This window comes from Mariprofundus ferrinatatus (genome assembly GCF_002795825.1).
Taxonomy (GTDB): Bacteria; Pseudomonadota; Zetaproteobacteria; order Mariprofundales; family Mariprofundaceae; genus Mariprofundus; species Mariprofundus ferrinatatus.
Genome location: NZ_CP018800.1, coordinates 1,334,919 through 1,359,685 on the forward strand (window position 1 = coordinate 1,334,919; position 24,767 = coordinate 1,359,685).

The 24,767-nt window shown below is 55.7% G+C and carries 23 protein-coding genes and 1 tRNA gene; 11 read left to right on the forward strand and 13 right to left on the reverse strand.

Annotated elements, in window-relative coordinates; genetic code table 11:
* Positions 1-25: 25 nt before the first annotated feature.
* The 5 genes from glyA to mutL all read right to left on the reverse strand — a co-directional run bounded on the left by glyA (position 26) and on the right by mutL (position 6,645).
* The gene (gene glyA, locus Ga0123462_RS06485) at positions 26-1,285 is read right to left on the reverse strand and encodes a serine hydroxymethyltransferase (protein WP_100265555.1); all 1,260 of its coding nucleotides are present in this window, start codon (positions 1,283-1,285) and stop codon (positions 26-28) included.
* 154 nt (positions 1,286-1,439) lie between these two features.
* On the reverse strand, positions 1,440-2,744 hold the full coding sequence (hflX, locus tag Ga0123462_RS06490; protein ID WP_100265556.1) for a GTPase HflX: 1,305 nt from the start codon (positions 2,742-2,744) through the stop codon (positions 1,440-1,442).
* Positions 2,741-3,661, reverse strand: coding sequence for a tRNA (adenosine(37)-N6)-dimethylallyltransferase MiaA (gene miaA, locus Ga0123462_RS06495; RefSeq protein WP_100265557.1), 921 nt, complete (start codon positions 3,659-3,661; stop codon positions 2,741-2,743). Before miaA ends, hflX begins: the two co-directional genes overlap by 4 nt.
* Entirely contained in the window at positions 3,658-4,833 is a 1,176-nt protein-coding gene (locus Ga0123462_RS06500) for a cation:proton antiporter (RefSeq protein WP_100265558.1), read from the reverse strand. The genes miaA and Ga0123462_RS06500 overlap by 4 nt, the downstream gene beginning before the upstream one ends.
* A gap of 6 nt (positions 4,834-4,839) precedes the next feature.
* Positions 4,840-6,645 carry a DNA mismatch repair endonuclease MutL gene (gene mutL, locus Ga0123462_RS06505; protein ID WP_100265559.1) on the reverse strand — a complete coding sequence of 602 codons (1,806 nt, stop codon included), beginning with the start codon at positions 6,643-6,645 and terminating at the stop codon, positions 4,840-4,842.
* Positions 6,646-6,814: 169 nt separating this feature from the next.
* Between mutL and Ga0123462_RS06510 the strand changes: the two genes are divergently transcribed.
* The 8 genes from Ga0123462_RS06510 to Ga0123462_RS06545 all read left to right on the forward strand — a co-directional run bounded on the left by Ga0123462_RS06510 (position 6,815) and on the right by Ga0123462_RS06545 (position 11,833).
* Positions 6,815-7,222 carry a cyclic nucleotide-binding domain-containing protein gene (locus tag Ga0123462_RS06510; RefSeq protein WP_100265560.1) on the forward strand — a complete coding sequence of 136 codons (408 nt, stop codon included), beginning with the start codon at positions 6,815-6,817 and terminating at the stop codon, positions 7,220-7,222.
* A 102-nt stretch (positions 7,223-7,324) separates the two neighbouring features.
* The gene (locus Ga0123462_RS06515; protein WP_100265561.1) at positions 7,325-7,903 is read left to right on the forward strand and encodes a cytochrome b/b6 domain-containing protein; all 579 of its coding nucleotides are present in this window, start codon (positions 7,325-7,327) and stop codon (positions 7,901-7,903) included.
* Complete coding sequence (locus Ga0123462_RS06520) at positions 7,900-8,298, forward strand: DUF1924 domain-containing protein (RefSeq protein ID WP_100265562.1); 399 nt, start codon at positions 7,900-7,902, stop codon at positions 8,296-8,298. The genes Ga0123462_RS06515 and Ga0123462_RS06520 overlap by 4 nt, the downstream gene beginning before the upstream one ends.
* Before the next feature lie 15 nt (positions 8,299-8,313).
* Positions 8,314-8,883 (forward strand): diheme cytochrome c, encoded by a 570-nt coding sequence (locus Ga0123462_RS06525; RefSeq protein WP_100265563.1) that lies wholly within the window; start codon positions 8,314-8,316, stop codon positions 8,881-8,883.
* Between the two features lie 3 nt (positions 8,884-8,886).
* Entirely contained in the window at positions 8,887-9,192 is a 306-nt protein-coding gene (locus Ga0123462_RS06530; RefSeq protein WP_157821297.1) for a PepSY domain-containing protein, read from the forward strand.
* Positions 9,192-9,878, forward strand: coding sequence for a response regulator transcription factor (locus Ga0123462_RS06535; protein ID WP_100265565.1), 687 nt, complete (start codon positions 9,192-9,194; stop codon positions 9,876-9,878). The genes Ga0123462_RS06530 and Ga0123462_RS06535 overlap by 1 nt, the downstream gene beginning before the upstream one ends.
* Entirely contained in the window at positions 9,866-11,179 is a 1,314-nt protein-coding gene (locus Ga0123462_RS06540) for a sensor histidine kinase (protein WP_100265566.1), read from the forward strand. Before Ga0123462_RS06535 ends, Ga0123462_RS06540 begins: the two co-directional genes overlap by 13 nt.
* Positions 11,180-11,269: 90 nt before the next feature.
* Entirely contained in the window at positions 11,270-11,833 is a 564-nt protein-coding gene (locus tag Ga0123462_RS06545; protein WP_157821298.1) for a porin family protein, read from the forward strand.
* 89 nt (positions 11,834-11,922) lie between these two features.
* Here Ga0123462_RS06545 and Ga0123462_RS06550 read toward each other — a convergent pair whose 3' ends face one another.
* Genes Ga0123462_RS06550 through Ga0123462_RS06570 form a run of 5 tightly spaced genes read right to left on the reverse strand, consistent with a single transcriptional unit; the run spans position 11,923 to position 17,230 of the window.
* A complete protein-coding gene (locus Ga0123462_RS06550) occupies positions 11,923-12,201 on the reverse strand; it encodes a peptidylprolyl isomerase (RefSeq protein ID WP_100265568.1) in 279 nt (92 codons plus the stop codon).
* 34 nt (positions 12,202-12,235) lie between these two features.
* The gene (locus tag Ga0123462_RS06555) at positions 12,236-13,411 is read right to left on the reverse strand and encodes a pyridoxal-phosphate-dependent aminotransferase family protein (protein ID WP_100265569.1); all 1,176 of its coding nucleotides are present in this window, start codon (positions 13,409-13,411) and stop codon (positions 12,236-12,238) included.
* A 52-nt stretch (positions 13,412-13,463) separates the two neighbouring features.
* Entirely contained in the window at positions 13,464-14,699 is a 1,236-nt protein-coding gene (gene glcF / locus Ga0123462_RS06560) for a glycolate oxidase subunit GlcF (protein ID WP_100265570.1), read from the reverse strand.
* A 3-nt stretch (positions 14,700-14,702) separates the two neighbouring features.
* Positions 14,703-15,767, reverse strand: a complete 1,065-nt coding sequence (gene glcE, locus Ga0123462_RS06565) for a glycolate oxidase subunit GlcE (protein ID WP_100265571.1) — start codon at positions 15,765-15,767, stop codon at positions 14,703-14,705.
* Complete coding sequence (locus Ga0123462_RS06570; RefSeq protein WP_100265572.1) at positions 15,767-17,230, reverse strand: FAD-linked oxidase C-terminal domain-containing protein; 1,464 nt, start codon at positions 17,228-17,230, stop codon at positions 15,767-15,769. The genes glcE and Ga0123462_RS06570 overlap by 1 nt, the downstream gene beginning before the upstream one ends.
* A gap of 160 nt (positions 17,231-17,390) precedes the next feature.
* Between Ga0123462_RS06570 and Ga0123462_RS06575 the strand changes: the two genes are divergently transcribed.
* The gene (locus tag Ga0123462_RS06575; RefSeq protein WP_198507303.1) at positions 17,391-19,925 is read left to right on the forward strand and encodes an efflux RND transporter permease subunit; all 2,535 of its coding nucleotides are present in this window, start codon (positions 17,391-17,393) and stop codon (positions 19,923-19,925) included.
* On the opposite strand, the gene Ga0123462_RS06580 is transcribed toward Ga0123462_RS06575, so the two are convergent.
* The 3 genes from Ga0123462_RS06580 to Ga0123462_RS06590 form a co-directional block, all read right to left on the reverse strand.
* Positions 19,900-20,631: a TSUP family transporter gene (locus tag Ga0123462_RS06580; protein ID WP_100265574.1), complete on the reverse strand. Its 732-nt coding sequence runs from the start codon at positions 20,629-20,631 to the stop codon at positions 19,900-19,902. The genes Ga0123462_RS06575 and Ga0123462_RS06580 overlap by 26 nt on opposite strands.
* Before the next feature lie 137 nt (positions 20,632-20,768).
* Positions 20,769-21,977 carry a UbiH/UbiF/VisC/COQ6 family ubiquinone biosynthesis hydroxylase gene (locus Ga0123462_RS06585; RefSeq protein ID WP_100265575.1) on the reverse strand — a complete coding sequence of 403 codons (1,209 nt, stop codon included), beginning with the start codon at positions 21,975-21,977 and terminating at the stop codon, positions 20,769-20,771.
* Positions 21,977-23,206, reverse strand: a complete 1,230-nt coding sequence (locus Ga0123462_RS06590; RefSeq protein ID WP_100265576.1) for an FAD-dependent oxidoreductase — start codon at positions 23,204-23,206, stop codon at positions 21,977-21,979. Before Ga0123462_RS06590 ends, Ga0123462_RS06585 begins: the two co-directional genes overlap by 1 nt.
* Before the next feature lie 159 nt (positions 23,207-23,365).
* Here Ga0123462_RS06590 and Ga0123462_RS06595 point away from each other — a divergent pair.
* Positions 23,366-23,452: transfer RNA gene (locus tag Ga0123462_RS06595), tRNA-Leu, on the forward strand.
* 228 nt (positions 23,453-23,680) lie between these two features.
* Positions 23,681-24,733: a type IV pilus twitching motility protein PilT gene (locus Ga0123462_RS06600; RefSeq protein ID WP_100265577.1), complete on the forward strand. Its 1,053-nt coding sequence runs from the start codon at positions 23,681-23,683 to the stop codon at positions 24,731-24,733.
* Positions 24,734-24,767: the final 34 nt, after the last annotated feature.

Consider the following 24,767-nt stretch of genomic DNA (forward strand, 5'->3'; position numbering starts at 1 on the left):
TCAACCGTGAAATGTTTGGCTATCCTTAACTCTCGTAAATCGGGAACCGATTCGTCAGCTTATGAACCTCATCCAGCACTGCCGCATGGATCGCCGCATCTTCCGGTGCTTTCAATACCTGCAGGATCATTTCGCCAATCAGGGAGGCATCCGACTCTTTCATGCCGCGCGCTGTGATGACCGATGCACCGATACGGATACCGGAGGTGACAAACGGTGATTCAGGATCGAACGGAATGGTATTCTTATTGGTGGTAATGCCGGCAGCTTCCAGTGCCTCTTCGGCCTGCTTGCCGGTGATTCCCTGCGGACGGACATCAACGCGGAACATATGGCAGTCGGTACCGCCAGAAACGATACGCAGACCTCCCTCTGTAAGGGTTGCAGCCAGTGCACGCGCATTGGCAATCACCTGCTTCTGGTCTTCCTTGAACTGATCGCCAAGCGCCTCGCCGAATGCAACCGCCTTGGCTGCAATCACATGCATCAGCGGGCCGCCCTGAATGCCAGGGAAGATGCGCGAATTGATCTTCTTCGCCAATTCATCATCGTCGGTCAGGATCATGCCGCCGCGTGGACCACGCAGTGTTTTATGGGTGGTCGTGGTGATTACATGCGCATGTCCTACCGGGCTCGGGTAAACGCCAGCCGCAATCAGACCTGCATAATGCGCCATATCCACCATCAGGATCGCGCCCACCTTGTCTGCAATTTCGCGCATACGCGCAAAATCGATTCCGCGCTCATAAGCCGATGCACCGCCGATAATCATCTTCGGACGCTGTACTTCTGCCATCTTCTGCATCACATCATAATCGATCAGCTCGTTATCCTGACGTACACCGTAGGCAACAACCTCGTAGAGGCGGCCGGAGAAGTTAACCGGAGAACCGTGGGTCAGGTGACCTCCGTGCGAGAGATCCATACCCATGACAGTATCACCCGGGTTAAGGGTCGCCATATAAACGGCCATGTTGGCCTGGGAGCCAGAGTGTGGCTGTACGTTGGCATGCTTGACGCCGAAGATCTCACAGGCGCGCTGCTGCGCCAGTGACTCAACCACATCCACATGCTCACAACCACCGTAATAACGACGGCCAGGATAGCCTTCGGCATACTTATTGGTCATCACGGAGCCCTGCGCCTCCATCACGGCCCGGGATACGATATTTTCACTGGCAATGAGCTCCAGCGTGTGCTGCTGGCGGCCAAGTTCGGCGGCTATGGCATCTTTGACAACCGTATCGGCAAGCGGTGCATTAAAAAACTGACTGCGATCAGACATGAAGACTCCTGAAATAACAAAAGGCGATGTTTCACCCGCCTTTTTCTCTACTCCCGACCTGTGAGGAATTCGGGGTGCGTATTATGTCGAATCAAAGCAGCCGCGTCACCTTCGATTTCCACCGGCAGGGTGAGCCTGCATGCATAGCCGTTTATCAGCGCAAACGGTGCACCCCCTCTTCCAGAATCAACCGTCCCGCTTCTGCCGGATTCATGCGCACAACCATGTCGACAACGCTCTCATGGACTGTTTTTGAGAGCACTGAACCGTGCTGATGACAGAAAGCCATTGTGCGCCCGTCCGACAGGTCCAGCTTCAGATGCATCTCATGCATATCCTGCTGCAGCCAGTCGGTCAAAAGAGCAATCAGCTCGTCCACGCCGTCACCGGTGATGGCGGAGAGTGCAATGCGGCTGCCCGGTACAGTTTCAGCTCGCCAGCTCTCAATCCCCGGCACCAGATCCTTCTTGTTCATCACCTCAACAACCGGCGGAGACAGATCACCGACCAGCCCCAGCTGCTCCAGCGTCTCCTCAACGACCTTCCCCTGCTCGGCCAGCATGGGGTCGGCTGCATCGCGCACATGCAGCACGAGATCGGCTTCAACCACCTCTTCCAGCGTGGCGCGAAAGGCATCTACAAGTTCGTGCGGCAACTCCTGCACAAAACCCACAGTATCGGAAAACATCAGGCGCAGGCCACCGGGCAACTCGAGAAGACGCAGTGTCGGATCGAGTGTGGCGAAGAGCTGGTCTGCCGCGTAAACCCCGGACTCAGTGAGGCGGTTAAAGAGGGTCGATTTTCCCGCATTGGTGTAACCGACCAGAGCCACGGTCGGGATATCTTTTCTTTTGCGGCCCATCCGCTGGGTAGCGCGCATCTGGCGCACCTTCTCAAGATCCTTTTCAAGCGATTTGATTTTTACCCTGATCATACGGCGATCCAACTCGATCTGGCGCTCACCAGGGCCGCCCATAAAACCGAAACCACCGCGCTGCCGCTCCAGATGTGTCCAGCTGCGCACCAGACGTCCCAACTGATAGTTAAGACTGGCCAACTCCACCTGCAGCACACCTTCACGGGTACGGGCGCGCGATGCAAAAATTTCTAAGATCAGACCGGTACGATCCACCACCTTGGCATTCCATGCCTTCTCAAGATTGCGCTGCTGCACCGGCGAAAGCGGATGATCAACAAATACAACCACCGCCTCTTCAACCTCGACGAATTGGGCAACCTCATCCACCTGCCCCTCTCCGAGCAGTGTACCGGAATTCGCCCTGCGCACCGTAAATCGCTCAGAGCGAACAAGATTGCAGCCACTGGACTCCACCAACCGGTCAAACTCCTCGCTACGCGCCTTCCATGCATATTCTCCGACGCGCTTACTGGCCAGTTCGGGGTGCACACTTATCACCACATCCGGCTGATCTTCGGTCTGGGTCCACTCTCCACTCATGATCTCTGCAACAGCCCCTTTATCATCTCTTTTAAAACATCCGCTGTGCCATGAACGGCATCGGCAGTCTGATGGTTGAACCATGTCACCTGTCGCTTGGCATAGCGTCGTGTCGCCGTAATGCCGTCAGCAATCGCTGTTTCAAGATCCATGTCGCCATTCAGGTAGTCCAGAAGCTGTCGGTAGCCGACCGCCCGCATAGCCGGGTGGGTGTCGGCCAACTTCAATGAGGCCAGCCATTTCACCTCATCCAGCCAACCGGCATTAACCATTGTATGAAAACGCCCGGCTAAACGCTCCCGCAAAACCTCGCGCTGCACATCAAGCACAAACACCGGACAGTTGATTACAGGAGCAGCCCGTAGCGCATCACGCTGCCAATCGGACAGCGAGCGACCTGTGCTCTCCAATACGCAGAGCGCGCGCATAATACGCTGGGTATCCAGCGGCTTCAGCCTTTCGGCCATCACAGCGTCATGCTCCTGCAGATAGGCATATATCGTTTGCGTACCCTGCTCACGCTGCATCTGCTCGAATTTTTCTCTAATATCTGGCAACTCTGGTGGAATCTCTGCAAACCCTTCCAGCAAGGCCTTCAGGTAAAAGCCGGTGCCACCGACAATCAGCGGAACTCTTCCCTGGCTGTTCTCCGACCCGATGATCTCCCTCGCCTCTTCCGCCCAGCGTGCAGCTGAGTAGACGTCGGGAAGGTCACAGCAGTCGACCAGGAAATGAGGCACTTCTGCCCGCTCATCCTGCGTCGGCTTGGCCGTGCCAATATCGAGTCCCCTGTAGAGCTGCATCGAATCGCAGCAGATGATCGAACCCCCTGTTTCACCGGCAAGCTGCATAGCCAGTGCCGACTTGCCGGTGCCGGTTGCACCCATCAGGGCAGCGGCCCGCAGTTCATTACTCATAAACGGTCGGATGTGTATACGCCGTGAATACGGGCAAAGCGTTTAATCAGGGAGTGCCAGAGGGGACTGAGCAACAGCGTCAGCGCAATCACCAGCACGGTCATTGTATGCAGTGTCTGATCGATCAGTGCCACGTGCAGTCCAACCGCCGCCAGCAGGAATGAGAATTCACCGATCTGGCTGAGCAGACCGGCAGTGACCAGAGCCGGCTCCCACTGCTCACCCAGCGCGCGCATGACAAAGACGTTGGTCCCCGAATTAAAAAGAAAGACAAGCAAGGTCACGCCCAGCACGACCTCAACATGGGAAAACAGATATTCGAGTTCCACAAGCATACCGACAGAGAGGAAAAACATGGCCATGAATATGACCTGTACCGGACCAATATGTTCATGCACCCATTTGGACTGATCCGAGGAGGCCAGCACTACGCCGGCCAGAAATGCCCCCAGCGCCGGAGAGAGCCCCAGCCAGCCTGTCAGTGATGCCGAACCCAGGCAGAGGAGCAGCCCAAGCATCATCCTGTGCTCAAAGCTCCCCAGCAACACCTCCGGAATGTGGAAACGGCCGGAACGCATCAACCAGATGACAAACAGCAGGATCGCGACACCGCCCACAACCTGCACAGCAACAGCTGAAACTGAGACATCCTCGCCGCCGCCAAGCATACTGAGGATGACCATCATCGGAATGATCGCCATATCCTGAACCAGCAAGACACCGAGCGCGTTCTGGCCCAGCGGCAGCTCCAGCTCTCCGGAGTCCTGCAGCATCCTCAGCACCACGGCAGTACTGGAGAGGCTGATAATAAAGCCGTAGAGCACCCCCTGCTGCCATGTCATATCCACCAGCATAGCCAGCCCCACGCAGGCGGCCACACTGATCAGAATCTGGATATTGGTGCCGACAAAAGCGATCTTCCACCCCTCCATCAGGCGCGGAATGGAGACCTCCATACCGACGAAAAAGAGCAGCATGATCACACCGATCTCCCCAATACGCGTTACCAGATCATGGTCCTCTATCACGGCGAATCCGGAGGGGCCGATCAGGATACCGGTCAGAATATAGGCGACCACAATCGGCAGCTTCAAACGCATGGCAACATATGCCGTAAGCATGGCGAAGAAGAGTACAATGGTGATAATCAGTATGGCGGGATCGAGATGCATCTGCCTCTACTCTTTCCTGCCAAAAAGGCGGTCGAGATCGTTCAGCGAGAGTGACACATAGGTGGGCCGCCCGTGATTGCACTGCGCAATATTAGGGGTCCCCTCCATCGCCCGCAGCAGCGACTCCTGTTCGTCATGCGATAAAATTCGTCCGGACTTGATCGAACCCTTGCAGGCCCGGTTGCCGAGCCAGCGTTCGAGAACCCTGCCAAGTCCGCGGCCGTCACTCTCGGCATCAGCCCCCATCAGCATGCAGCTCTCGATAAGCTCGACCACCAGTTCAGCTGCAGGCTCTTTCACCAGCATCGAAGGAACAGCAACGATTCGGAACGACTCCTCACCGACGATTTCAATCTCTACGCCGAACGGATGCAACAGTTCGTGATGATCATGTAGCCATGCCGCCTGTTTGCCGCCCAGGTGCAAAGTTTCGGGGGTCAACAGTTTCTGGCTGGAGACCTTTTTACCTGCCAGCTGTTTTTTGAGCTTTTCGTAGGTCATGCGCTCGTGTGCGGCATGCTGGTCAACAAGGATTACACCCGACTCAGTCTGTGCCAGTATATAACAGCGGTGAATCTGGGCCAGTGGATGACCAAGATCAGGGTGTCCCGTCCGGTAGCCTGTCTCCGGCTCTGCAGCCTCCGCATGCGAAAATAGCCTGTGCTGCATATTGCCCGGCATCGCTCCGGATGCAGCCGGAGTCCTGAAGCCACTGGAGGAGGGTCGCGGCACTCCCCCCGGGGAAGGGGCTGCATAACGACCGCCCCCGTACTGCATCGAGCGCATCGCATCAGCCGTAGTTGTGGATGAGACCGAGCGCCCGAATTGATCAATGGCGGCCCGGATACAGGAGACCACGCCTGCACGCACCGTTTGTGGCGATCTGAAACGCACCTCCCGCTTGGAGGGGTGCACATTGACATCAACATCGGCCGGATCGATCTCGATCTTCATCACCGCTACCGGATAGCGATCATGAAACATGACATCGCGATATCCTGCGCGCACCGCAGCAATCAGCTGTTTGTCACGGATTACGCGGCCGTTGATCATGAAAAGCATGCGGGTGGAGTCGCGGTGATGGAAGGTCGGCAATCCCAGATGGCCGGAGATCTGCATCCCCTCATGCTCAATCGCCATGTCGATACTGTTGTCGGCAAAATCGTTGCCCATGATTGCCACAACGCGAGCCCGCTCATCCTGCGGTGCAAAATCGAAGCGTGTGCGGCCATCGAGTTCCAGCTGCATTGCCACGGATGGATTGGCAAGTGCCAGCGAGCGGAAAGCCTCTATGATCGACGCCTCTTCGGTTTTGTCGGTGCGCATAAAATTCAGGCGCGCCGGGGTGTTGAGGAAGAGATCAAGCACCTCGATACGCGTGCCACGCCTGGGAGCCGTCGGGCGAACTTCGGTTGCACCACCGCCATCAACACGAACTTCGACCCCTTCACCACTGCCGGCAAGCGCGGTCTGCATGCGGAAACGTGAAACCGAGGCGATTGATGGCAGTGCCTCACCGCGGAAACCGTGGCTGGCGATATGGTGCAGGTCCTCGGAGGTCTCGATTTTACTGGTAGCATGTCGCTGCAGTGCAAGCTCGGCATCCGCCGCACTCATTCCCGAGCCGTCATCCTCGATCACAATCGATTTTTTTCCCGCTCCTGTAATACGCACAATGATCTTTGTCGCCCCGGCATCAAGTGAGTTCTCAACCAGCTCTTTTACGGCTGAGGAGGGACGCTCCACCACTTCACCGGCAGCAATCTGGTTGGCCACCTGTGGGGATAGAATATGGATCAGCTGTTCAGGCATTGATACGTTGCCCCGAAGGATTTACAGAACGAGAGATGGTTGAGCTCCTTGCACGCTTGGTAGCCCAAATCTGCAAGCTTTGGTCGCAACAATCCACCTTCGTAGTGAACGGATGCACTTTTCTCCACTCTGATTAGCATGATGCCATTGTTTGAGAGGAGGAGCAGATATGGGAGAGAAGGCATTTACCATTGCCTGGATGCGGGGAAGCCAGCTCTTTGCCCCGCTTCCAGACGCGCTCCTCAACGAACTGGCCGGTCACTGCAGCATCCAGTCATTCAGTGCCGGAGATTTTCTGATCAGGGAGAACGGGGACAACATCTCACTGTTTCTTCTGACTCGCGGCGAAGTAAAGATCGTCAGCAATGGCACCGAGGTCGACAGGCAACAGAGCGGCGATACCGTCGGTGAAATTTCCTCATCTGGAATCAGCCCGCCGGTTGCCGATGTCATAGCAATTGATGATGTCGAAGCTGTCTCTTTTCCGCTCGAACTGATTCAATCGCTCTGCAACACCCATCCCGACTTTGCACGACGGCTGCGTGAAGCCGGCATGATTAAGGTTTATGGCAGGTAAGGCTCAAGCGGCATCGGCCTCTCCACCCTTTCAACTTCACTGATCCCTCAATAACCACCTCTTTTCAGTTTGAGTTCAGATAACCGCACTAAAGTTGCGGCCATGACTGAAAAAGAGATTCAAATCTGGGATCCGCTAATACGCATTTTTCATGTGCTGCTCATCACCTGCTTTGTACTGGCCTGGTGGTTCGAGGACGACTACCTGAAGCTGCACCTGTTGTGCGGGAGCATCGTGCTTGGCTTGATCTTCTTCCGAATGATCTGGGGCATAACCGGCACGCCCCACACTCGGTTCAGCGACTTTCCGCTTTCACCCCGAATGCTGCTATCCCACCTCAACAGCCTGTGGAAACTGCGCAAGGAGAGTTATCCGGGTCATACACCTGCAGGCAGCCTCATGATTATCACGCTGCTACTTCTACTCCTGCTATTGAGTCTGAGCGGTGTGGCCGTTTATGCGCTGCAAACCGGGCACGGACCGCTTGCCAGCTGGGCAGAATCGGTCGATTTCCAGCGCGAGATATGGCTGACGAAAATTCACCAACTGCTCGCCGACACCATCACACTCCTCGCCCTGCTGCATGTGGGGGGCGTGCTGTTCGAAAGCCTTCTGCAAAAACAGAACCTGGCCCTGGCCATGATTACCGGCAGAAAAAAAAGAATGGAGAAACAACCATGAAAAGAATTGCTATCACCTTTGCTCTGCTGCTACTGGCGCAACCCGCCATGGCCTCAGACGTTATCGAAGAGCTGCTCAACAGCTATCGCGCCGAAGGAGCTGCTGCGTTTGACGGCAAGCGCGGTAAAACCATGTGGCAGGAACAGCACCAGCAGCCGCAGCTTGGCAAGGCGGTAAGTTGTGCCTCCTGCCACGGAACAGACCTGACACAGAGAGGCAGCCATATTAAAACAGGTAAGCTGATCGAGCCCCTGGCTGTTCGCACCAATGCGGGGCGCCTGACAGACCCTGTGAAAATAGAGAAATGGTTCGGCCGCAACTGTCACTGGACCTATGGCCGCGCCTGCACAGCGCAGGAGAAAGGCGACTTTCTGCTGTTCATCCAGAATTACTAACAGAGGAGTAGATGTATGAATAAAAAAATTGCGACAGGCACAGCAGTCATGGCAATATGCATTAGCCTTTCGGTCTCTTTTGTTGCCGCAGGCGACGATGACTGGTGGGGCGATAAGGATCGTGGTTATGGTGAGAGAAGCGCAACAGTGGCGGCTGTAATGAACAAAACCTACGAAACCGAGTGTGGTGCGTGCCACTTCGCCTATCAGCCCGGCTTCCTTCCCGTGCGCTCCTGGGTAAAAATGATGGGCAACCTTGAAGATCATTTCGGTGACAATGCGACACTCGATGCCGTCACCAGCAAAGAGATCCTTGACTATCTCAGCAATAATGCAGCTGATCGGAAGAATCAGCGTTTCAGCCGCAGTATCCTTCGCTCCATTCCGCAGGAAACCACGCCGCTGCGTATCACCGAGACCCGCTTCTTTACCGGTGAACACCATGAACTGCCGAAAAGGCTCGTCAGGGATAATCCGAAGGTGCGCTCCTTCTCCAACTGCCAGAGTTGCCACACACAGGCAGCCAAGGGTGACTTCAACGAGCATCGTGTCGTAGTTCCTGGCTTCGGTCGCTGGGATGACTGATTGATGCGCCTGCTGCTCATCCTGCTGATGCTCTCTCTGCCGCTGTTATCACCGGCGGCATGGGGAGATGAGAAGGATCACGAGCGGGCACACAGGCTGATGCATGAGCATCAGGTGCTTCCGCTCAGCCGTATAGTGGAAATGATATCCGGCCCCTATCCCGGCAAGATCCTCGATGTTGAACTGGAAGAGGAAGATAATGAAGCGATTGTGTATGAAATGAAGATCCTGGGTAAGGATCGGGGAGTACGCAAAATCAAGGTGGATGCCCGTACCGGAAACATTCTGGAAAGCGAGATTGATGACTGATGCGACTACTTCTGGCTGAAGATGATGCAGCACTCTCCACCACCGTAGCCGATTTCCTGCGCAGCCATGGCTATGCGGTGGACCTCGCTGAGGATGGAACTGAAGCCGCCTTTCTGGGCAGTAGCGAACCTTACGACGTTATCGTCCTCGACCTGGGGTTACCCGGCATAAGCGGCTTGCAGGTGCTGCAACAGTGGCGGGTTTCGGGAATCAAAACACCGGTACTGATCCTGACCGCGCGTGGTGCATGGCATGAGAAAGTGGACGGATTCCGCGCTGGTGCCGACGACTACCTCACCAAGCCGTTTCACTCCGAAGAGCTGCTTGTACGACTTCAGGCACTGGTACGCAGGGCACACGGTCATGCCGGAGGCGAACTGCAGGCTGGCCCGCTTAAACTCGATGAGGGGAGACAGAGCGTTTCCATTCATTGTGCAGATGGGCGGCAGGAGATCGAACTATCCGGAGTTGAGTTCCGGCTGCTCAAATACATGATGCTGCAGCCGGGCAAGATCCTCAGTGCAAGCCAAATCATTGAACACGTTTACGACTACAATGATGAGAAGGAGTCGAATGTCATTGAGGTCTACATCAGTCGCCTGCGCAAACGGCTTGGGAAAAGCGCCATCTTGACCAAGCGAGGACAGGGATATGTATTCAACCCGGATGGTATATGCGTTCACTGAGCCAGCGCCTGAGCCTGAGCCTGGCTGCAAGCCTGGCTCTCTTCTTCCTGCTGCTGGCATTCATTTTCGGCATTGAAAGCGAATCATTGAGCGAAAAAACAGTTCTCTCCCGCATGGAGCACGATATGGAGAGCGTTCTGTCAGCCACCCAGTTACAGGGAGAACAAATCCAGCTCGATGCAACCAAAATTGATGCCATCTATGAGCGCCCTCTCTCGGGCCACTACTTTCAGCTTCATTCGGGTGAAGGTGTCATCCGATCACGCTCACTCTGGGACCAGAGCTTGAACAGCTTCGATGCTGGTGTTCACAGGGATGTTGCCGGCCCTGACGGCCAGCACCTTCTGATACTGAGCCGTGAGTTCCGGATCGGAAAAAGCCCGGTAACCCTTACCCTTGCAGAGGATATGTCAGACCTCTATCACCAGGCACAGGAATACCAGAAACGACTGCTGCTGCTGCTGTTTTTCACCCTGCTGGCACTTCTCGGCCTGCAGGTCTGGGTAATCAGGCGTGCAATGCGGCCACTCGGACAGGTGCGACAGGCATTGCTGAAACTAGAACAGGGAGAGAACAGCCAGCTGCAACTCGATCTGCCGAGCGAGATCAACCCGCTTGTACAGGAGGTAAACCGCCTTCTTCTGGTAATGCAGGAGCGTCTGGCCCGCTCCCGCTCAGCCACAGGAAACCTCGCACACGCCCTAAAGACGCCGCTTGCGGTTATCAGGCGCACACTGGAGGGCGGCCCGGCAATCAATGTGATCAGTGAACAGACGGGAAAGATCGAGTCCCTGATCGAGCGTGAACTCTCACGGGCACGCCTGGCCGGTACGGCTCCCGGCGGTTTCTGGCCGGAGCCGGAGCAGGATCTCAGGGATATGGCAGCCATGCTGAAGAAAGTGCATGGTGAAAAGGTCCAGATCGAACTGGAGATGGAGTCCGGCCTGCATCTGCCGGCCGACCGCGAGGATATGCTGGAGCTAATCGGAAACCTGCTCGACAATGCCTGTAAATGGTCCAGTCGGCAGGTTCGCTGTACCCTGCGGATGAGTCGTGAGCTTGAACTCATTGTTGAGGATGATGGACCCGGTATGGCTGAGGGTGCATGGCAGGAGCTGCTGCAGCGCGGCATGCGCAGCGATGAATCGAGGCCCGGACACGGACTGGGGCTGGCGATAGTAAACGATATCGTCACCACTTATGGTGGCCGGATCAGTGCCGGCAGATCCGAAATGCTTGGGGGTCTTCGGGTTGAGCTATCACTGCCTCTTCAAAGCAGCCAGGAATCCACTAAACAATAATCCTCCCCTTTCAGTTTCATTTCAGCATCACGCCATAGCGTCGTCACGTCCGGCCGTTCCGTCCGGCATCAATCTGATATGGAGCATTCAATGAAAAAAACCGTGACATCCTTTATCGCCGCTCTGGCTGCCATCACCTCAGTGGCGCCTGCGGCACATGCAAGCGACCCTTACATCGGCGTCGGCGTCGGCTCATTCATTCTTAATGACGGCATCTCGAAAAAAGCCAGCACTATCGGAACATATCTGCAGGTCGGAGATAATTTTTCGGAGTTTCTGGGTGGTGAAATCCGCATCGGAACCAGCGGCAACACCAAGGAAGAGTTCGCCATCATTCCGGGTAATAAGGTTGACTATTTCGCCGCAGCATTCCTGAAGCCGCAGATCAAAATCGCTGAGGATTTCACCGCTTACGCTCTGGTTGGCATGGGCACCATCCGCGCCACTCACTACCCTGTTGCAGGACTCTCCTCGAGCAAAAGCCGCAGCGGCCTCGGCTACGGCCTGGGATTCTCCTACAGCGCCATGGAGAACCTCGGTATCTCCGGAGAGTGGTCACACCTGAACACAAAACCTAAGGGAGCAACCTCAGTCAACTACAAGGGTGTCAGCGCCAGCATGTACACCCTCTCGCTGCAGTACCACTTCTTCTGATCTGCAGATCTCCTCTCGAAAAGGCTGTAGTGGTACAGCGTGGGGTGGCCTTCCGGTTTATGCCGAAGGGCCACCCCTCAAAGAGAGGTCTAACTCCTGAAATAGACAACCACCAGATGATAGCCGAACCTTGTTTTGATCGGCCCGTGCACCTTCAATAATGGCTTCTTGAAAATCACATCCTCGATCGGCTTAAGCAGCTGACCGGGGTAGATCTCGCCCAGATCACCATCGCGCTTCCTGGAAGGACAGATCGAGTGTTTGCGGGCCAGCTTGGCAAAATCGTCACCCTTGCCGAGACGCTCTTTCAGCTTCTCGGCCTCATCTTTCGTTTTCACCAGAATATGTTTTGCCATTGCGCTTCGCATCAGGCTGATTATCTCTGAATGTTCCGGTTGTCAGTTATTTGTAAGCGGCAAGGGCTGCAGATACAGCAACGCCGTTGTTTACCGGCGCATTGATCCGGCCCAGCACCTCATCGAGTGCGGCCAGGCATTTGAGCACATTATCCTTGCGTGCGGCATAACCCATCAGGCCGATTCGCCAAACCTTGCCGGCCATCGGTCCAAGGCCTGCGCCGATCTCAAGGTTGTAGTCATTGAGCAGGGCACCACGCACTGCGGCATCGTCAACACCGTCAGGAATGGTGACGGCATTGAGTTGCGGCAGCCGCTCGGCCTCCGGCACCACGAATGTGAGTCCCATAGCCTCCAGCCCCGCCTTCAGTGCATTGTGATGCAGGCGATGCCTTGCCCACGAGTTCTCCAGCCCCTCATTGTGCAGAATCACCAGCGATTCGTGCAGTGCGTACAGGGTATTTACCGGAGCGGTATGATGGTAGGCACGCTTGGCACCCTGCCCCCAGTAACCCATGACCAGATTAAGATCGAGGAACCAGCTCTGTACGGGCGATTTGCGCCCCTTGATCGCCGCAATAGCTCGATCGTTAAAGGAGACAGGAGAGAGGCCGGGCACACATGAAAGGCACTTCTGGGTACCGGAGTAGATTGCATCCACGCCCCACGCATCGACGCGCAACTCGGTGCCGCCGAGGGAGGTCACTGCATCAACGATGGTCAGGCAATCATACCTGTGTGCCAGTTCCACCAGCGTTTTGACATCCGAGGATGCGCCGGTGGAGGTCTCCGCTTGCACGAATGCCACCACCTTCGCCTCCGGATGCGCCTGCAGTGCATCCTCGAGCTTGTTGGCATCGACCGCCCTGCCCCACTCATCCTGTACCATGACAGCTGTGCCGCCGCAGCGCTCGACATTCTCTTTCATGCGGCCACCAAAAACACCGTTCTGGCAAACGATCACGGTATCGCCCGGTTCGACAAGGTTGACAAAACAGGTCTCCATACCGGCGGATCCGGGTGCTGATACGGGAATCGTCAGCTGGTTGCCGGTCTGGAATGCCTGCTGCAGCAACTCCTTCATCTCATCCATCATGGCAACGAACATTGGATCGAGATGACCGATCGTGGGCCTTGCCATCGCCTGTGAAACACGCGGATTCACATCCGACGGGCCGGGCCCCATCAGGGTGCGTTGTGGTGGATAAAATGATGTTGTCATACTCTACCTCTCAATTTGGCTGCCTGCAGACTAGAAAAATGTATCGCCCGCATCACCCTCTATCTGTTTGTGGTTTTTCATACAGTTCGGCCAGCAACTCAATCCAGTGGACCACCGGAATCTCGCTTGCTGACTCGATATGTTTCATGCAACCGATATTGGCAGTCGCAATCCGTGTCGGCCGCCCTGCCTCAAGTGATTCTATTTTATTCGCTCTCAGCGCCTCTCCAATCTCCGGTTGCAACAGCGTATAGGTTCCGGCGGCACCGCAGCAGAGATGGCCACCTTTCACCGGCACCAGTTCAAATCCGGACTTCTCCAGTATGGTCTCAACCACGCCGCTCAGCTTCTGGCCATGCTGCAGCGTGCATGAAGCATGGAAGGCGATCTTTTCGCCACCACCGTTTGCTGCAGGCAGATCCTGCCCTGCCACCAGTTCGGAAATGTCGGCAGCAAGTGCTGATATCTGCTTTGCCTTTTCTGCATATGCCGGATCGTTACGCAGCAGGTAGCCATACTCCTTGAGTTGCAGGGCACAGGCGCTGGCCGTCGACACGATCCCCTCCACTCCCGCCTCAATATCTGCCCACCAGTGGTCGATATTGCTTCTCATACGCTCCAGTGCTGCCTCAGATGCATTCAGGTGATGCTCCAGCGCGCCGCAGCATTGGGCAATACCTGTACGTTGCAGAGAAATACCAGCCTGATCCAGCACGATTGCCGCAGCGCGGTCGATACCCGCATCGAGCACCGGCTGCACACAACCCTCGATCATCAATACCGTGCGCTTATGCCTGCGCGGCGGCCAATCCAGCTTCGTCCGGGAAACAGCGGGAAGCAGTGCTTTCAGCCCCTGCGGCAACAGCGGCCTGAACAAGCCTGCCCCCTTGAGAAGCAGGGAGAAGCGTGTGCGGTTAGGAAGTATGGCAGTCATAGCTTTGCGCTGGATCCGCTCCACCATTGGCCGCTCTGTTCCCGCCTCGCACAATTCACGTCCGATATCCAGAAGGTGGGCATATTCCACACCGGAGGGGCAGGTCGATTCACAGCTGCGACAGGTAAGGCAGCGATCAAGATGCTCGCGCGTTTTCTCGCTGGCACTGCCGCTCTCCAGCATCTCCTTGATCAGGTAGATACGCCCGCGCGGCCCGTCAAGTTCATCGCCGAGCAGCTGGTAGGTCGGACATGTCGCGGTGCAGAACCCACAGTGCACGCAGGAGCGAAGGATACGGTCCGCCTCTTTCCCAGCTTCGCTGGCAAGTTTACCGGCTGGAATCTTCGTCTGCATGGCTCAGATACCGCCGTACATGCGACCGGGATTGAGGATCCCTTTGGGGTCGAAAGCCGCCTTCAGCTGTCTATGCAACTTCATCTCTCCATCACTTAACGGAGCAAAAATCTCTGCAGTTCGATCACCGCCACGAAACAGCGTGGCATGACCGCCAGCCTCTGATGCAACAGCAAATATCTGCTCGGAAGGGAGATCCGACTTCAGCCAGCGCTGAGCCCCGCCCCAGCCGATAAACCAGTCTGTATCTTCTGATGCAGCAAGAAGCGGATGTTGAGCATCCGAAGGTACGGAGAGTCGCCAGAGGGGGCGAAGGTCGTCGAAGAAAGAGAGGTTGTGCTCACGAATATCCTTCCATAAATTCAACCCATCCACGTAAATTTCGCCGCCGATCAGAGCGGCTGATTTGCGCACCGCTGATTCCGTACCACAAATTCGGAAATAGACCCGTTCACCATCGGCCGCCATGGCAGTAACCGGCAACGGGGTTCCAGCCCAGCGGTTCATTATCCGGATCGCATCAATGTAGCCAGCCTCAATCATTACGGTCTGTTCGGCCTGTCTGTGCGGCAGCACTTTAAGCGACACATCCAGCAGTACGCCGAGCGTGCCGAGACTGCCGGCCATCGCCCTTGAAACATCGAAACCGGCAACATTCTTCATGACCTCACCGCCGAAGCGCATCTCCTCGCCCCTGCCGTTAATCATGTGGCAGCCGAGCACGAAATCGCGGCAGGCGCCCGCATAGGGACGTCTGGGGCCGGAAAATCCGCAGGCAACGGTGCCGCCAATAGTGGCATCTTCGCCGTAATACGGTGGATCGAAGGGCAACCGCTGGCGATGACCGTCCAGGGCATCTGCAAGCTCAGAAAGCTTCGTCCCGGCGCGTGCCGTGATCACCAACTCGGTCGACTGATAGGAGATGATACCGCTATGCGCTGATACCGAAAGCGGCTCACCCAGAGGTTCACGTCCGTACCACGATTTGGTTCCGTTTCCGATAATATTGAGCGCCCTGCCGCCCCGGAAGGCATCCTCGATCTGCTGCCTGATCTCACTACTGCCCATCAGAAACGCTCCAGTTCAGGGTGCGGAAGCTGGCCGTTGTGAACATGCATGCGACCAAGCTCTGCACAGCGGTGCAGTGTCGGCACCGCCTTGCCCGGATTAAGCAGGCGATCAGGATCAAAGGCATCCTTCACAGCAAAGAACTGATTTAATTCAAGCGCTCCGAACTGGATGCACATCGAATCGAGCTTCTCCACGCCGACACCGTGCTCGCCGGTGATGCTGCCGCCCGACGCCACACAGAGCTCGAGGATCTTAGCGCCGAACGCTTCCGTACGCTCAAGTTCGCCCGGCTTATTGGCATCGTAAAGAATCAGCGGATGCATATTGCCGTCTCCGGCATGAAAAACGTTGGCGACCGGAAGCTTGTACTCATCCGACCAGAGAGCGATCTGCCGCAGTACATTCGCAAGTGCTGCCTTGGGGATGGTCCCGTCCATACAGTAGTAATCGGGTGCCAGACGCCCCACGGCGGGAAATGCTGCCTTGCGTCCGGCCCAGAGCTGCAGGCGTTCGCTTTCATTGTTCGATGTTTTTATTGCAGTTGCACCGGCTCCATTCAACACCTTCTGTACCGCCGCAATGTGATCCGTCACCCCCTCAAGGGTACCATCGATTTCGCAGAGAAGGATCGCCTCGGCATCATCCGGATATCCAGCATGGGCAAATGCCTCGGCCGCCTCAATGGCCAGTTTGTCCATCATCTCCAGCCCTGCCGGCACAATGCCCGCAGCAATAATATCGGCAACGCCCCGTCCCGCCTTCTCAATATCATCGAAAGCAGCCATCACCACCTGCGCGACTTCCGGTTTCGGCAACAGCTTCACCGTCACCTCGACAATCACCCCGAGCAGTCCCTCCGAGCCGTGCATGAGAGCAAGCAGGTCGTAACCGGCTGCATCAAGCGCCGCACCGCCCAGTTCGATCAGTTCGCCCTGCATGGTGAGTATTTTCAGGCCCAGCACATTGTGTACCGTCAGGCCGTATTTAAGGCAATGTACGCCGCCGGAGTTCTCGGCCACGTTGCCGCCGATGGTACAGGCGATCTGGGAGCTGGGATCCGGGGCATAATAGAGCCCGAGATAATCAACCGCCTGCGATATCGCCAGATTGCGAACGCCGGGCTGTACGACAGCGGTTCGGTTATCGGAATTTATGGAGAGGATATTGTTGAACTTTGCCAGCGACAGGAGAACCGCGTTTTCGACCGGCATCGCTCCGCCGGAAAGTCCCGTACCTGCACCTCGTGCAACCACCTCTACCTTCTCGGTATGGCATAACCTGAGAATCGAGGCCACCTGCTCCACGCTTTCAGGCAGCACAACCAGCGCCGGCAGCTGACGGCAAACTGAAAGTCCATCACACTCATAAGGACCGAGCTCTTCTCGACTGGTCAGAATAGAGGCCGAGGGAACAAACTCCGAAAGTTTATTCAGCAGCCGCTCTTTTTTCTCCCCATCCATAACCCAACATGATGAGAGGAAGCACCCTCTGCGTCCACCCCACGTTGTGAACGGTTATTTTGACTGTTCAGAGAGAGGAGCGATGAAAAACTGTGGCTCTCCATTATACCCGGTTTGATCTATAATGGAGACAGAGGGTAGCGCTACACGGGGCCGCCTCATGCATGTGGTTGCAGGATTGCGTAACAGCAACAGAAGGAGAGCGATGAAGCTGGTTGTCTGGTATGAAAAACTGGTCATAGAGAGGCCCAAACTGACACTGACCCTTCTCGGCCTGTTGTTGCTGATCTTTGCAGCTTTCATACCAAGATTTGAGCTCGATGTTTCTGCTGACTCGCTGGTGCTGGAAAACGATGCCGATCTTGAATATTACCGCTCTATCCGTGCCCGCTATGGTTCCGACGACTCCCTGATCCTTACCTATACACCCAATGCCGAACTCTTTTCAAAAGATGAACTTGCGCGGCTTCGCAACATGCGCGACCGGCTGCGTGGCATCGATCATGTTGAATCTGTGGTCACCATTCTCGATGTGCCGCTCCTGGAGAGCCCGCCGATCTCGCTCAGTGAGTTCAGTGAGAGTGCCCCGATGCTTGAGCAGCCAACGACAGACCCTGCACTGGCCAAGAGGGAGTTGCGTCAGAGTCCGCTCTATCGCAACCACCTGATGAGTCCGGACGGAAAAACCTGTGCACTGCAGATCGTGCTGCAGCGAGATGAGACCTATCTGAACCTGCGCAAACAGCGCGACCGGCTGCGTGAGAGAAAACTGACCGGTGCACTGACCGAGAGCGAGAAAGCGCAGCTGCCACGCATCGAGGGTGAGTTTGAGCGCTACAGCCAGAAGGTGACGGAAAAAGAGGCGGAGCTGATCAACGCCGTACGCGCCACCATGGATGAGTATCGCCCCTATGCCCAGATGCATCTGGGCGGTGTACCAATGATCGTCTCCGATATGATGAGTTTTATCCGTCACGACCTCGTGCTTTTCGGCTTTGCCGTACTGGCGATTCTGGCGCTGATGCTGGTGATTGTATTCGGCAAACTGCACTGGGTGCTGCTGCCGCTTCTGACAGCTGCAGCAACCGGTATCGTAACCACCGGTTTTCTCGGCATGGTCGGCTGGCCTGTCACCGTTGTCTCCTCGAACTTTCTGGCACTGGTGCTGATCTTCAGTCTCTCTCTCACCATCCACCTGATTGTGCGCTACCGCGAGCAGCACCTGCTTGAGCCGGAAGCCCTGCAAAGCCGGCTCGTAAGCATTACGGTGCGCAGCAAGGCGATGCCATGCCTGTTCAATGCGCTGACCACGATGGTCGCCTTCGGCTCACTTGTGGTCAGTGATATTCGTCCGGTCATCGACTTCGGCTGGATTATGTTTTTTGCCGTTGGCGCGTCGATGCTGCTCTCCTTTACCCTTTTTCCCGCCACCCTGATGTTTGTTCAGCCCGGCCAACCGCAACAGGGGCGAGACATCATGGGCAGCATCACTGCGTTCTTCGCACGCCTTGTTGAACAGCACAGCGGCAAGCTGCTGCTAATCGCAGCCCTGCTCGCAACCCTTGGAACTTTGGGCATGTCGCGCCTGACGGTTGAGAACCGGTTTATCGACTACTTTCACAGCTCCACAGAGATCTTTCAGGGCATGAAACTGATTGACGAAAAACTTGGCGGCACAACACCTCTCGATGTCATCATCGATGCACCTGAAGAGAATCCATTCGAAGCGGGTTGGGAGGATGAATTCGAAGACGATGAAGAGGGAGGTTTTGCCAATCGTAGCTACTGGTTCAATACACGCATGCAGGATGACATCGCCTCTATACACAACTTTATTGATGCACTTCCCGAGACAGGCAAGGTGCTCTCACTGCACACTGCCATGACCATGCTGGACACCCTTAAAGGGGATGAGGTCGTGGACAACCTCTTCCTCTCTGTGCTCTATAAACGCATGCCACCAGAGGTGATGTCGCAGATGATCACCCCCTACCTTTCCGCCGACGGACAGCAGTTACGCATTGCCGTCCGCGTCTATGAATCCGATGTCGGCCTTAACCGCAAGGAGCTGCTGGAAAAGATCCGCAATCATCTGACAGATCAACGTGCGGAAAATGGAGAGCAGGTACACCTGAGCGGCATGGTCGTACTCTATAACAATCTGCTGCAGAGCCTCTTTCGCTCCCAGATCCAGACCCTCGGCTTTGTTTTTATGGTAATTCTGATCACCTTCGCCCTGCTCTTCCGCTCTTTCAAAGTAGCCACCATCGCCATCATTCCCAACATCATTCCGGTTGTTCTTGTGCTGGGGTTATTGGGCGGGCTCGGCATTCCGCTCGATATCATGACGATCACCATTGCAGCCATCACGGTGGGTATTGCCGTGGACGACACCATTCACTATGTCTACCGCTACCATGAGGAGTGGCAGAAGGATGGCGACTACCATGCTGCCGTGTTTCGGGCTCACAACAGCATCGGCCGGGCGATGTATTACACCTCGATTACCATCACCATCGGTTTCATCGCCATGGTGCTCTCCGACTTCGTGCCGACCATCTACTTCGGCCTCTTCACCGCCTTTGCCATGATGACTGCCCTGCTCACCAACATTACCGTGTTGCCGATCCTGCTAAGAAACTTCAAACCCTACGGCAATCAACCCGCTGTCAGCGCAACAGACCCACAACACTGATCACAACAAGTGCGCCGCCAATCACCTGCTTGAAGCTGGCCGTACCCTCTGCAATCAGCTGTTCATGCAGTTTCAGACCGATGAGATGACCGATGGCGGCACATGGAAGCAGCCAGAGATGGTGGACCCACCAGAAGTCGATACCGGCCCAGTAGAGCACCGAGAGCTTGATCACAACGAGGATAAACCAGAGGACAAAGAGCGTATTGCGCAACTCCCCAACCGCAACATGGCGTGCGAATACAGCCACGATCAATGGTGCGCCGATCAGTGACACGCCTGCGGCGTAAGCACCGGCAATAAGCAGAAGATAGTCAATCCAGGGACTGCGACTGCTCAGTTCAAAGCGGAACAGATAGCAGAAGGCGTAAAAGAGTGTGGTCAGATAGACAAATGCCACAATCCACTCGGAGGGGAGCGTTAACAATCCGAACACCCCGATCAGTTTTGGGATAATCATGATGCCGAACGCCTTCTTCAGATAGGGCCAGTTCACATGTTCGATGCGAGAGCTGACGGTAATGGATGAGAAGAATAGCAGGTGGATACCGATCAGCGGCAGCCAGATCAGGGCATCATCCACCACCAGCAACAGCAGTGGAAGCCCGAGTGCAGCACCGCCAAAGCCGAGCCCCGAGCGCACAAATCCGGTCCAGACAAAGATCAGGGCCGTGGCAATGTATTGCCAGGTTTGCAGATCATGCATAATTAAAAGTCTTTATATTACAGAATGATAAGAGCTTCTGTTATTGAACAGGTACAAGTCGTTTTGAACGATATGTAGCCATAAGCAATTGAGTGAAAAACAACGCAGCAGGATTCAAAAGCAGAGGCTCCTTCGACTTAGCTGATTTGTTTCGGTACAGGGAGTGAAAGACCGGTAGAGTTACGCATCAGGAGCTCTTTGATCGCGCCGGAATTGCCCATTAGCCGCATACCAGCGCCTCGAAGCTCTTTGAGCCCGGGAATCGTAGCGGTGAATACCTGATGCAGCCCCTCCATTGAGCCCATCACCGAGAGCACATCCGGAAGCCTCTGCTTCATATAGCGCTCAAGCACATCCATTTTACCCCAATCCTCATCGAAACGTCTGGCATCGGAGATCTCCTGAGCCAGCACCATCGCATCGCGCAGGCCGAGATTCACACCGAGCCCTGCCAATGGATGGATGCAGTGGGCTGCATCGCCCACCAGCGCCACCCGCTCTCGGACAAAATGCTTGGCAAGCCGTGCTATCAGCGGAAATGCAGCGCGCTCTCCCGTTTCAGTGATACGCCCCAGTACAGGGCCGAAGGTGAGATTCAGGGCGTCAAGGAACGCAGCCTCATCCATCGCCATCAGTCGATCGGCTTCACTGTTCTCTGCACTCCATACAATCGAGCAGAGGCCATCGGTCATCGGCAGCATGGCCAGCGGACCTGTCGGCAGAAAACGCTGAAAGGCAACACCATTGTGGCCTCGCTCGGGGCGCACCGTGGCAACAATCCCCTTCTGACTGTAATCGCGCTGCCAGACCCCTATTCCGGCCTGTTCCCGAATCCATGATCGGCCGCCATCGGCGCCAACAACCAGCGGCGTGGTCAGCATTCGCCCATCTGCCAGATGCACCTCGACATGCTCGCCAAGCCAGTTGATCTCGCTGATTTCCGCCGGCGAGCAGAATTCAATGTTCTCACTCTCCAGCAGCGCCTTGTGCATGGCCCGTTGCGTACATGAATTCTCGATCAGGTAACCCAGCGCTTCTTCACCGATCTCATGACTATCAAAGCGGATGCCCCCCTGCTCCTGATTGTCCCATATACGCATGGCGCGCATTGGGCCGGCATCTTTCTCAAGGTATTTCCAGACACCGATACCCTGCAGAATCTTCACATTGCCCATCACGATGGCGGATACCCGGCAGTCACGGTCAAGTGATTTGAACACGGGCGGTTCGCCCCGCTCGATAATCACGATATGCAGCCCGCTATGGCGAAGTGCACAGGCTAGCCCGAGCCCCACCATGCCCCCGCCAACAATAATCAGGTCTGCGTGATCGGCATGCGTCCGCATTATGATACCCCCTGTTTAATCTGTCCGACGCCTGATGCCTGCCTGAGCAGCAAGCCCTGCAGCGTCGGTGCAAAGGCCATTTTCTCCAGTGCCAGTCCACGCAGAAACTTTGCTCCCGGAATTTCGCTGCCGAAGGTATGCGACATCGATTCGGTAAAGGTCGCCACCGCCGCAACATCGGCACGGCGCTTCTCGGCATAACCCTGCAAAATAATCGGCTGGCCGGGATCCTTATGCGCCAGCTCCCCTTCAAGCATCGTTACCATGTCCGCCACATCGCGGAAACCGAGATTCATCCCCTGTCCGGCAACCGGATGGATGGTGTGAGCGGCATTGCCGACCAGAGCGATACGCTGAGCTGTAAACTGTTTGGCAATGGAGAGTTCGAGCGGATAGGTAGCCCGTTTTGAAACCCCTGTGATGGCGCCGATCTCGTCCATGGTTCGCTCGCCCGCAGCCTTCTGCAGCGCGGTGATGAATAAGTCATCGTTCATGGCAAGCAGTTGAGTCGCCTCGGCGGGGGTGGCTGCCCAAACAATGGAGAAGCGACCATCTGCCAGCGGCAGAAAAGCCAGTGGACCGGAGCCCCGAAAACATTCATGTGCGGTATCGCGATGTCCCTTTTCACAGCTTACCGATGCCACCAGGCCGAAGCGATTGTAGTCCCAGCCAAACAGTCCTATGCCTGCCATGCGGCGGATCTGGCTGTGCGTGCCATCGGCTGCAACCATCAGCGAGGCAGTGATACGCTGTTTCTCATCGCCTGATGCAACCTCGATCTCGACACGATCACTGAACGTCTCGAATTTGCGCAGGGATGCGGGTGAAAAAAGTGTCACCGAAGATCTCCGGAGCTTTTCGTAGAGAGGCCTCAGCAACACCCCCATCTCGACCACATATCCGAGCTCATTCATCCCGGGAAATTCATTGCGGCCATCGCTGGCATCAAGATCGACCCGACCGCGATTGCCAGGCTCGGTAACAATGATATGGCGAATATTCCCAACGCCCTGCGCCTCCACCCCCTGCCAAAGCCCAAGACGTTCGAGATGCAGCCTGGAGCCGTAATTCAAGGCAATCACCCGCTCGGGATCGGTCGATGCAAACGAGGGGTCGGCGTGCTCAATCACAGCCACGCGATAAGCAAGGCGCTCCAGTTCAAGCGCAAGCGTTGCACCAACCGCGCCACCACCGACAATCACAATATCAAAATGTTGTGCTTCGCCCATGCACTCCCCCACAACGCATCCGTAACCGCATTATCCTTGCGGGATTAAAGCGGATTGCAAGCCGCGCATGCCGGAGGTGACTGATCAGCCGCCAATCAGCTTGACAGCCTTACAGAGGATGACAATGCTTCGCGCCGTCTCCGAAAGTTCAATTGCAATGCCAGAGTGGTGGAATTGGTAGACACGATGGACTCAAAATCCATTGCTAGCGATAGCGTGCCGGTTCGAGTCCGGCCTCTGGTACCAGCAAGCCAATATATTAAATATCATTATTGGCGCGATAGTGGACAACGATTTAACGTTTCCTGTCTTACCACTACGAACACACCTCTTACAAGCACGCTTCATAAGCAGCATCGATAAGACCAACATAGCTTTTTTTGCTTTCAAAACGGCTGGAACTTGCGGGCACAGGAGAACACTCTTATGCTCTGCTATGCACCTTAAGCCGAATGCACCAGGAGTGAAGAAATCATGGAAGTCTCAGAGCTGCTTGCCTTTACCGTAAAGAACAAAGCCTCGGATCTGCACCTCTCATCTGGCGAACCGCCGATGATCCGCATCAACGGCGACATGACTCGCATCAAGATGCCTCCGGTCGACAAACGCGATATCCAGTCGATGGTCTACGACATCATGAGCGACACCCAGCGCAAGGTGTTCGAGGAGCATATGGAGCTGGATTTCTCATTTGCACTCGGTGAGATCGCCCGTTTCCGTGTCAACGTATTCCAGCAGCGGCGCGGCATGGGTGCGGTATTCCGCGTCATTCCAAGCGAAGTACTGACCCTTGAAAACCTCAAGTGCCCTGATATTTTCAAGGATATCGCCATGACCCCGCGCGGTATCTGTCTGGTGACAGGCCCGACCGGTTCGGGCAAATCCACAACGCTTGCCGCCATGATCGATCACCGCAATGAGCGTGAACGCGGACATATACTGACCATTGAAGACCCGATTGAGTTTGTACATAAATCGAAAAACTGCCTGATCTCCCAGCGTGAACTGGGACCACATACCCACTCGTTTGAAAACGCCCTGCGCAGTGCGCTTCGTGAAGACCCGGATGTCATTCTGGTCGGCGAATTGCGCGATCTGGAAACCATTCGGCTGGCCCTGACCGCTGCCGAAACCGGGCACATGGTATTTGGCACACTGCACACCTCTTCAGCGCCCAAAACCATCGACCGTGTGATCGATGTATTTCCTGCTGCTGAAAAGGAGATGGTGCGATCCATGCTCTCCGAATCGATTCGGGCCGTCATCTCACAGACACTGCTTAAAACAGCCGATGGCAACAGCCGTATTGCAGCCCATGAAATCATGATCGGCACACCCGCCATCCGAAACCTGATTCGCGAAAACAAGATCGCCCAGATGGTGTCGGTGATGCAGACATCACTTCGCGATGGCATGCAAACACTGGACTCAAACCTGCAGTCGCTGGTCAATGCAAGGAAAATAACCCAACAGGCTGCTATGGAAAAAGCGGCTAACAAGAAACTGTTCGGTGGCGGTGCCATCTGATTTTTCCGCATATTATTTGCCTCTTTCTAAAGGA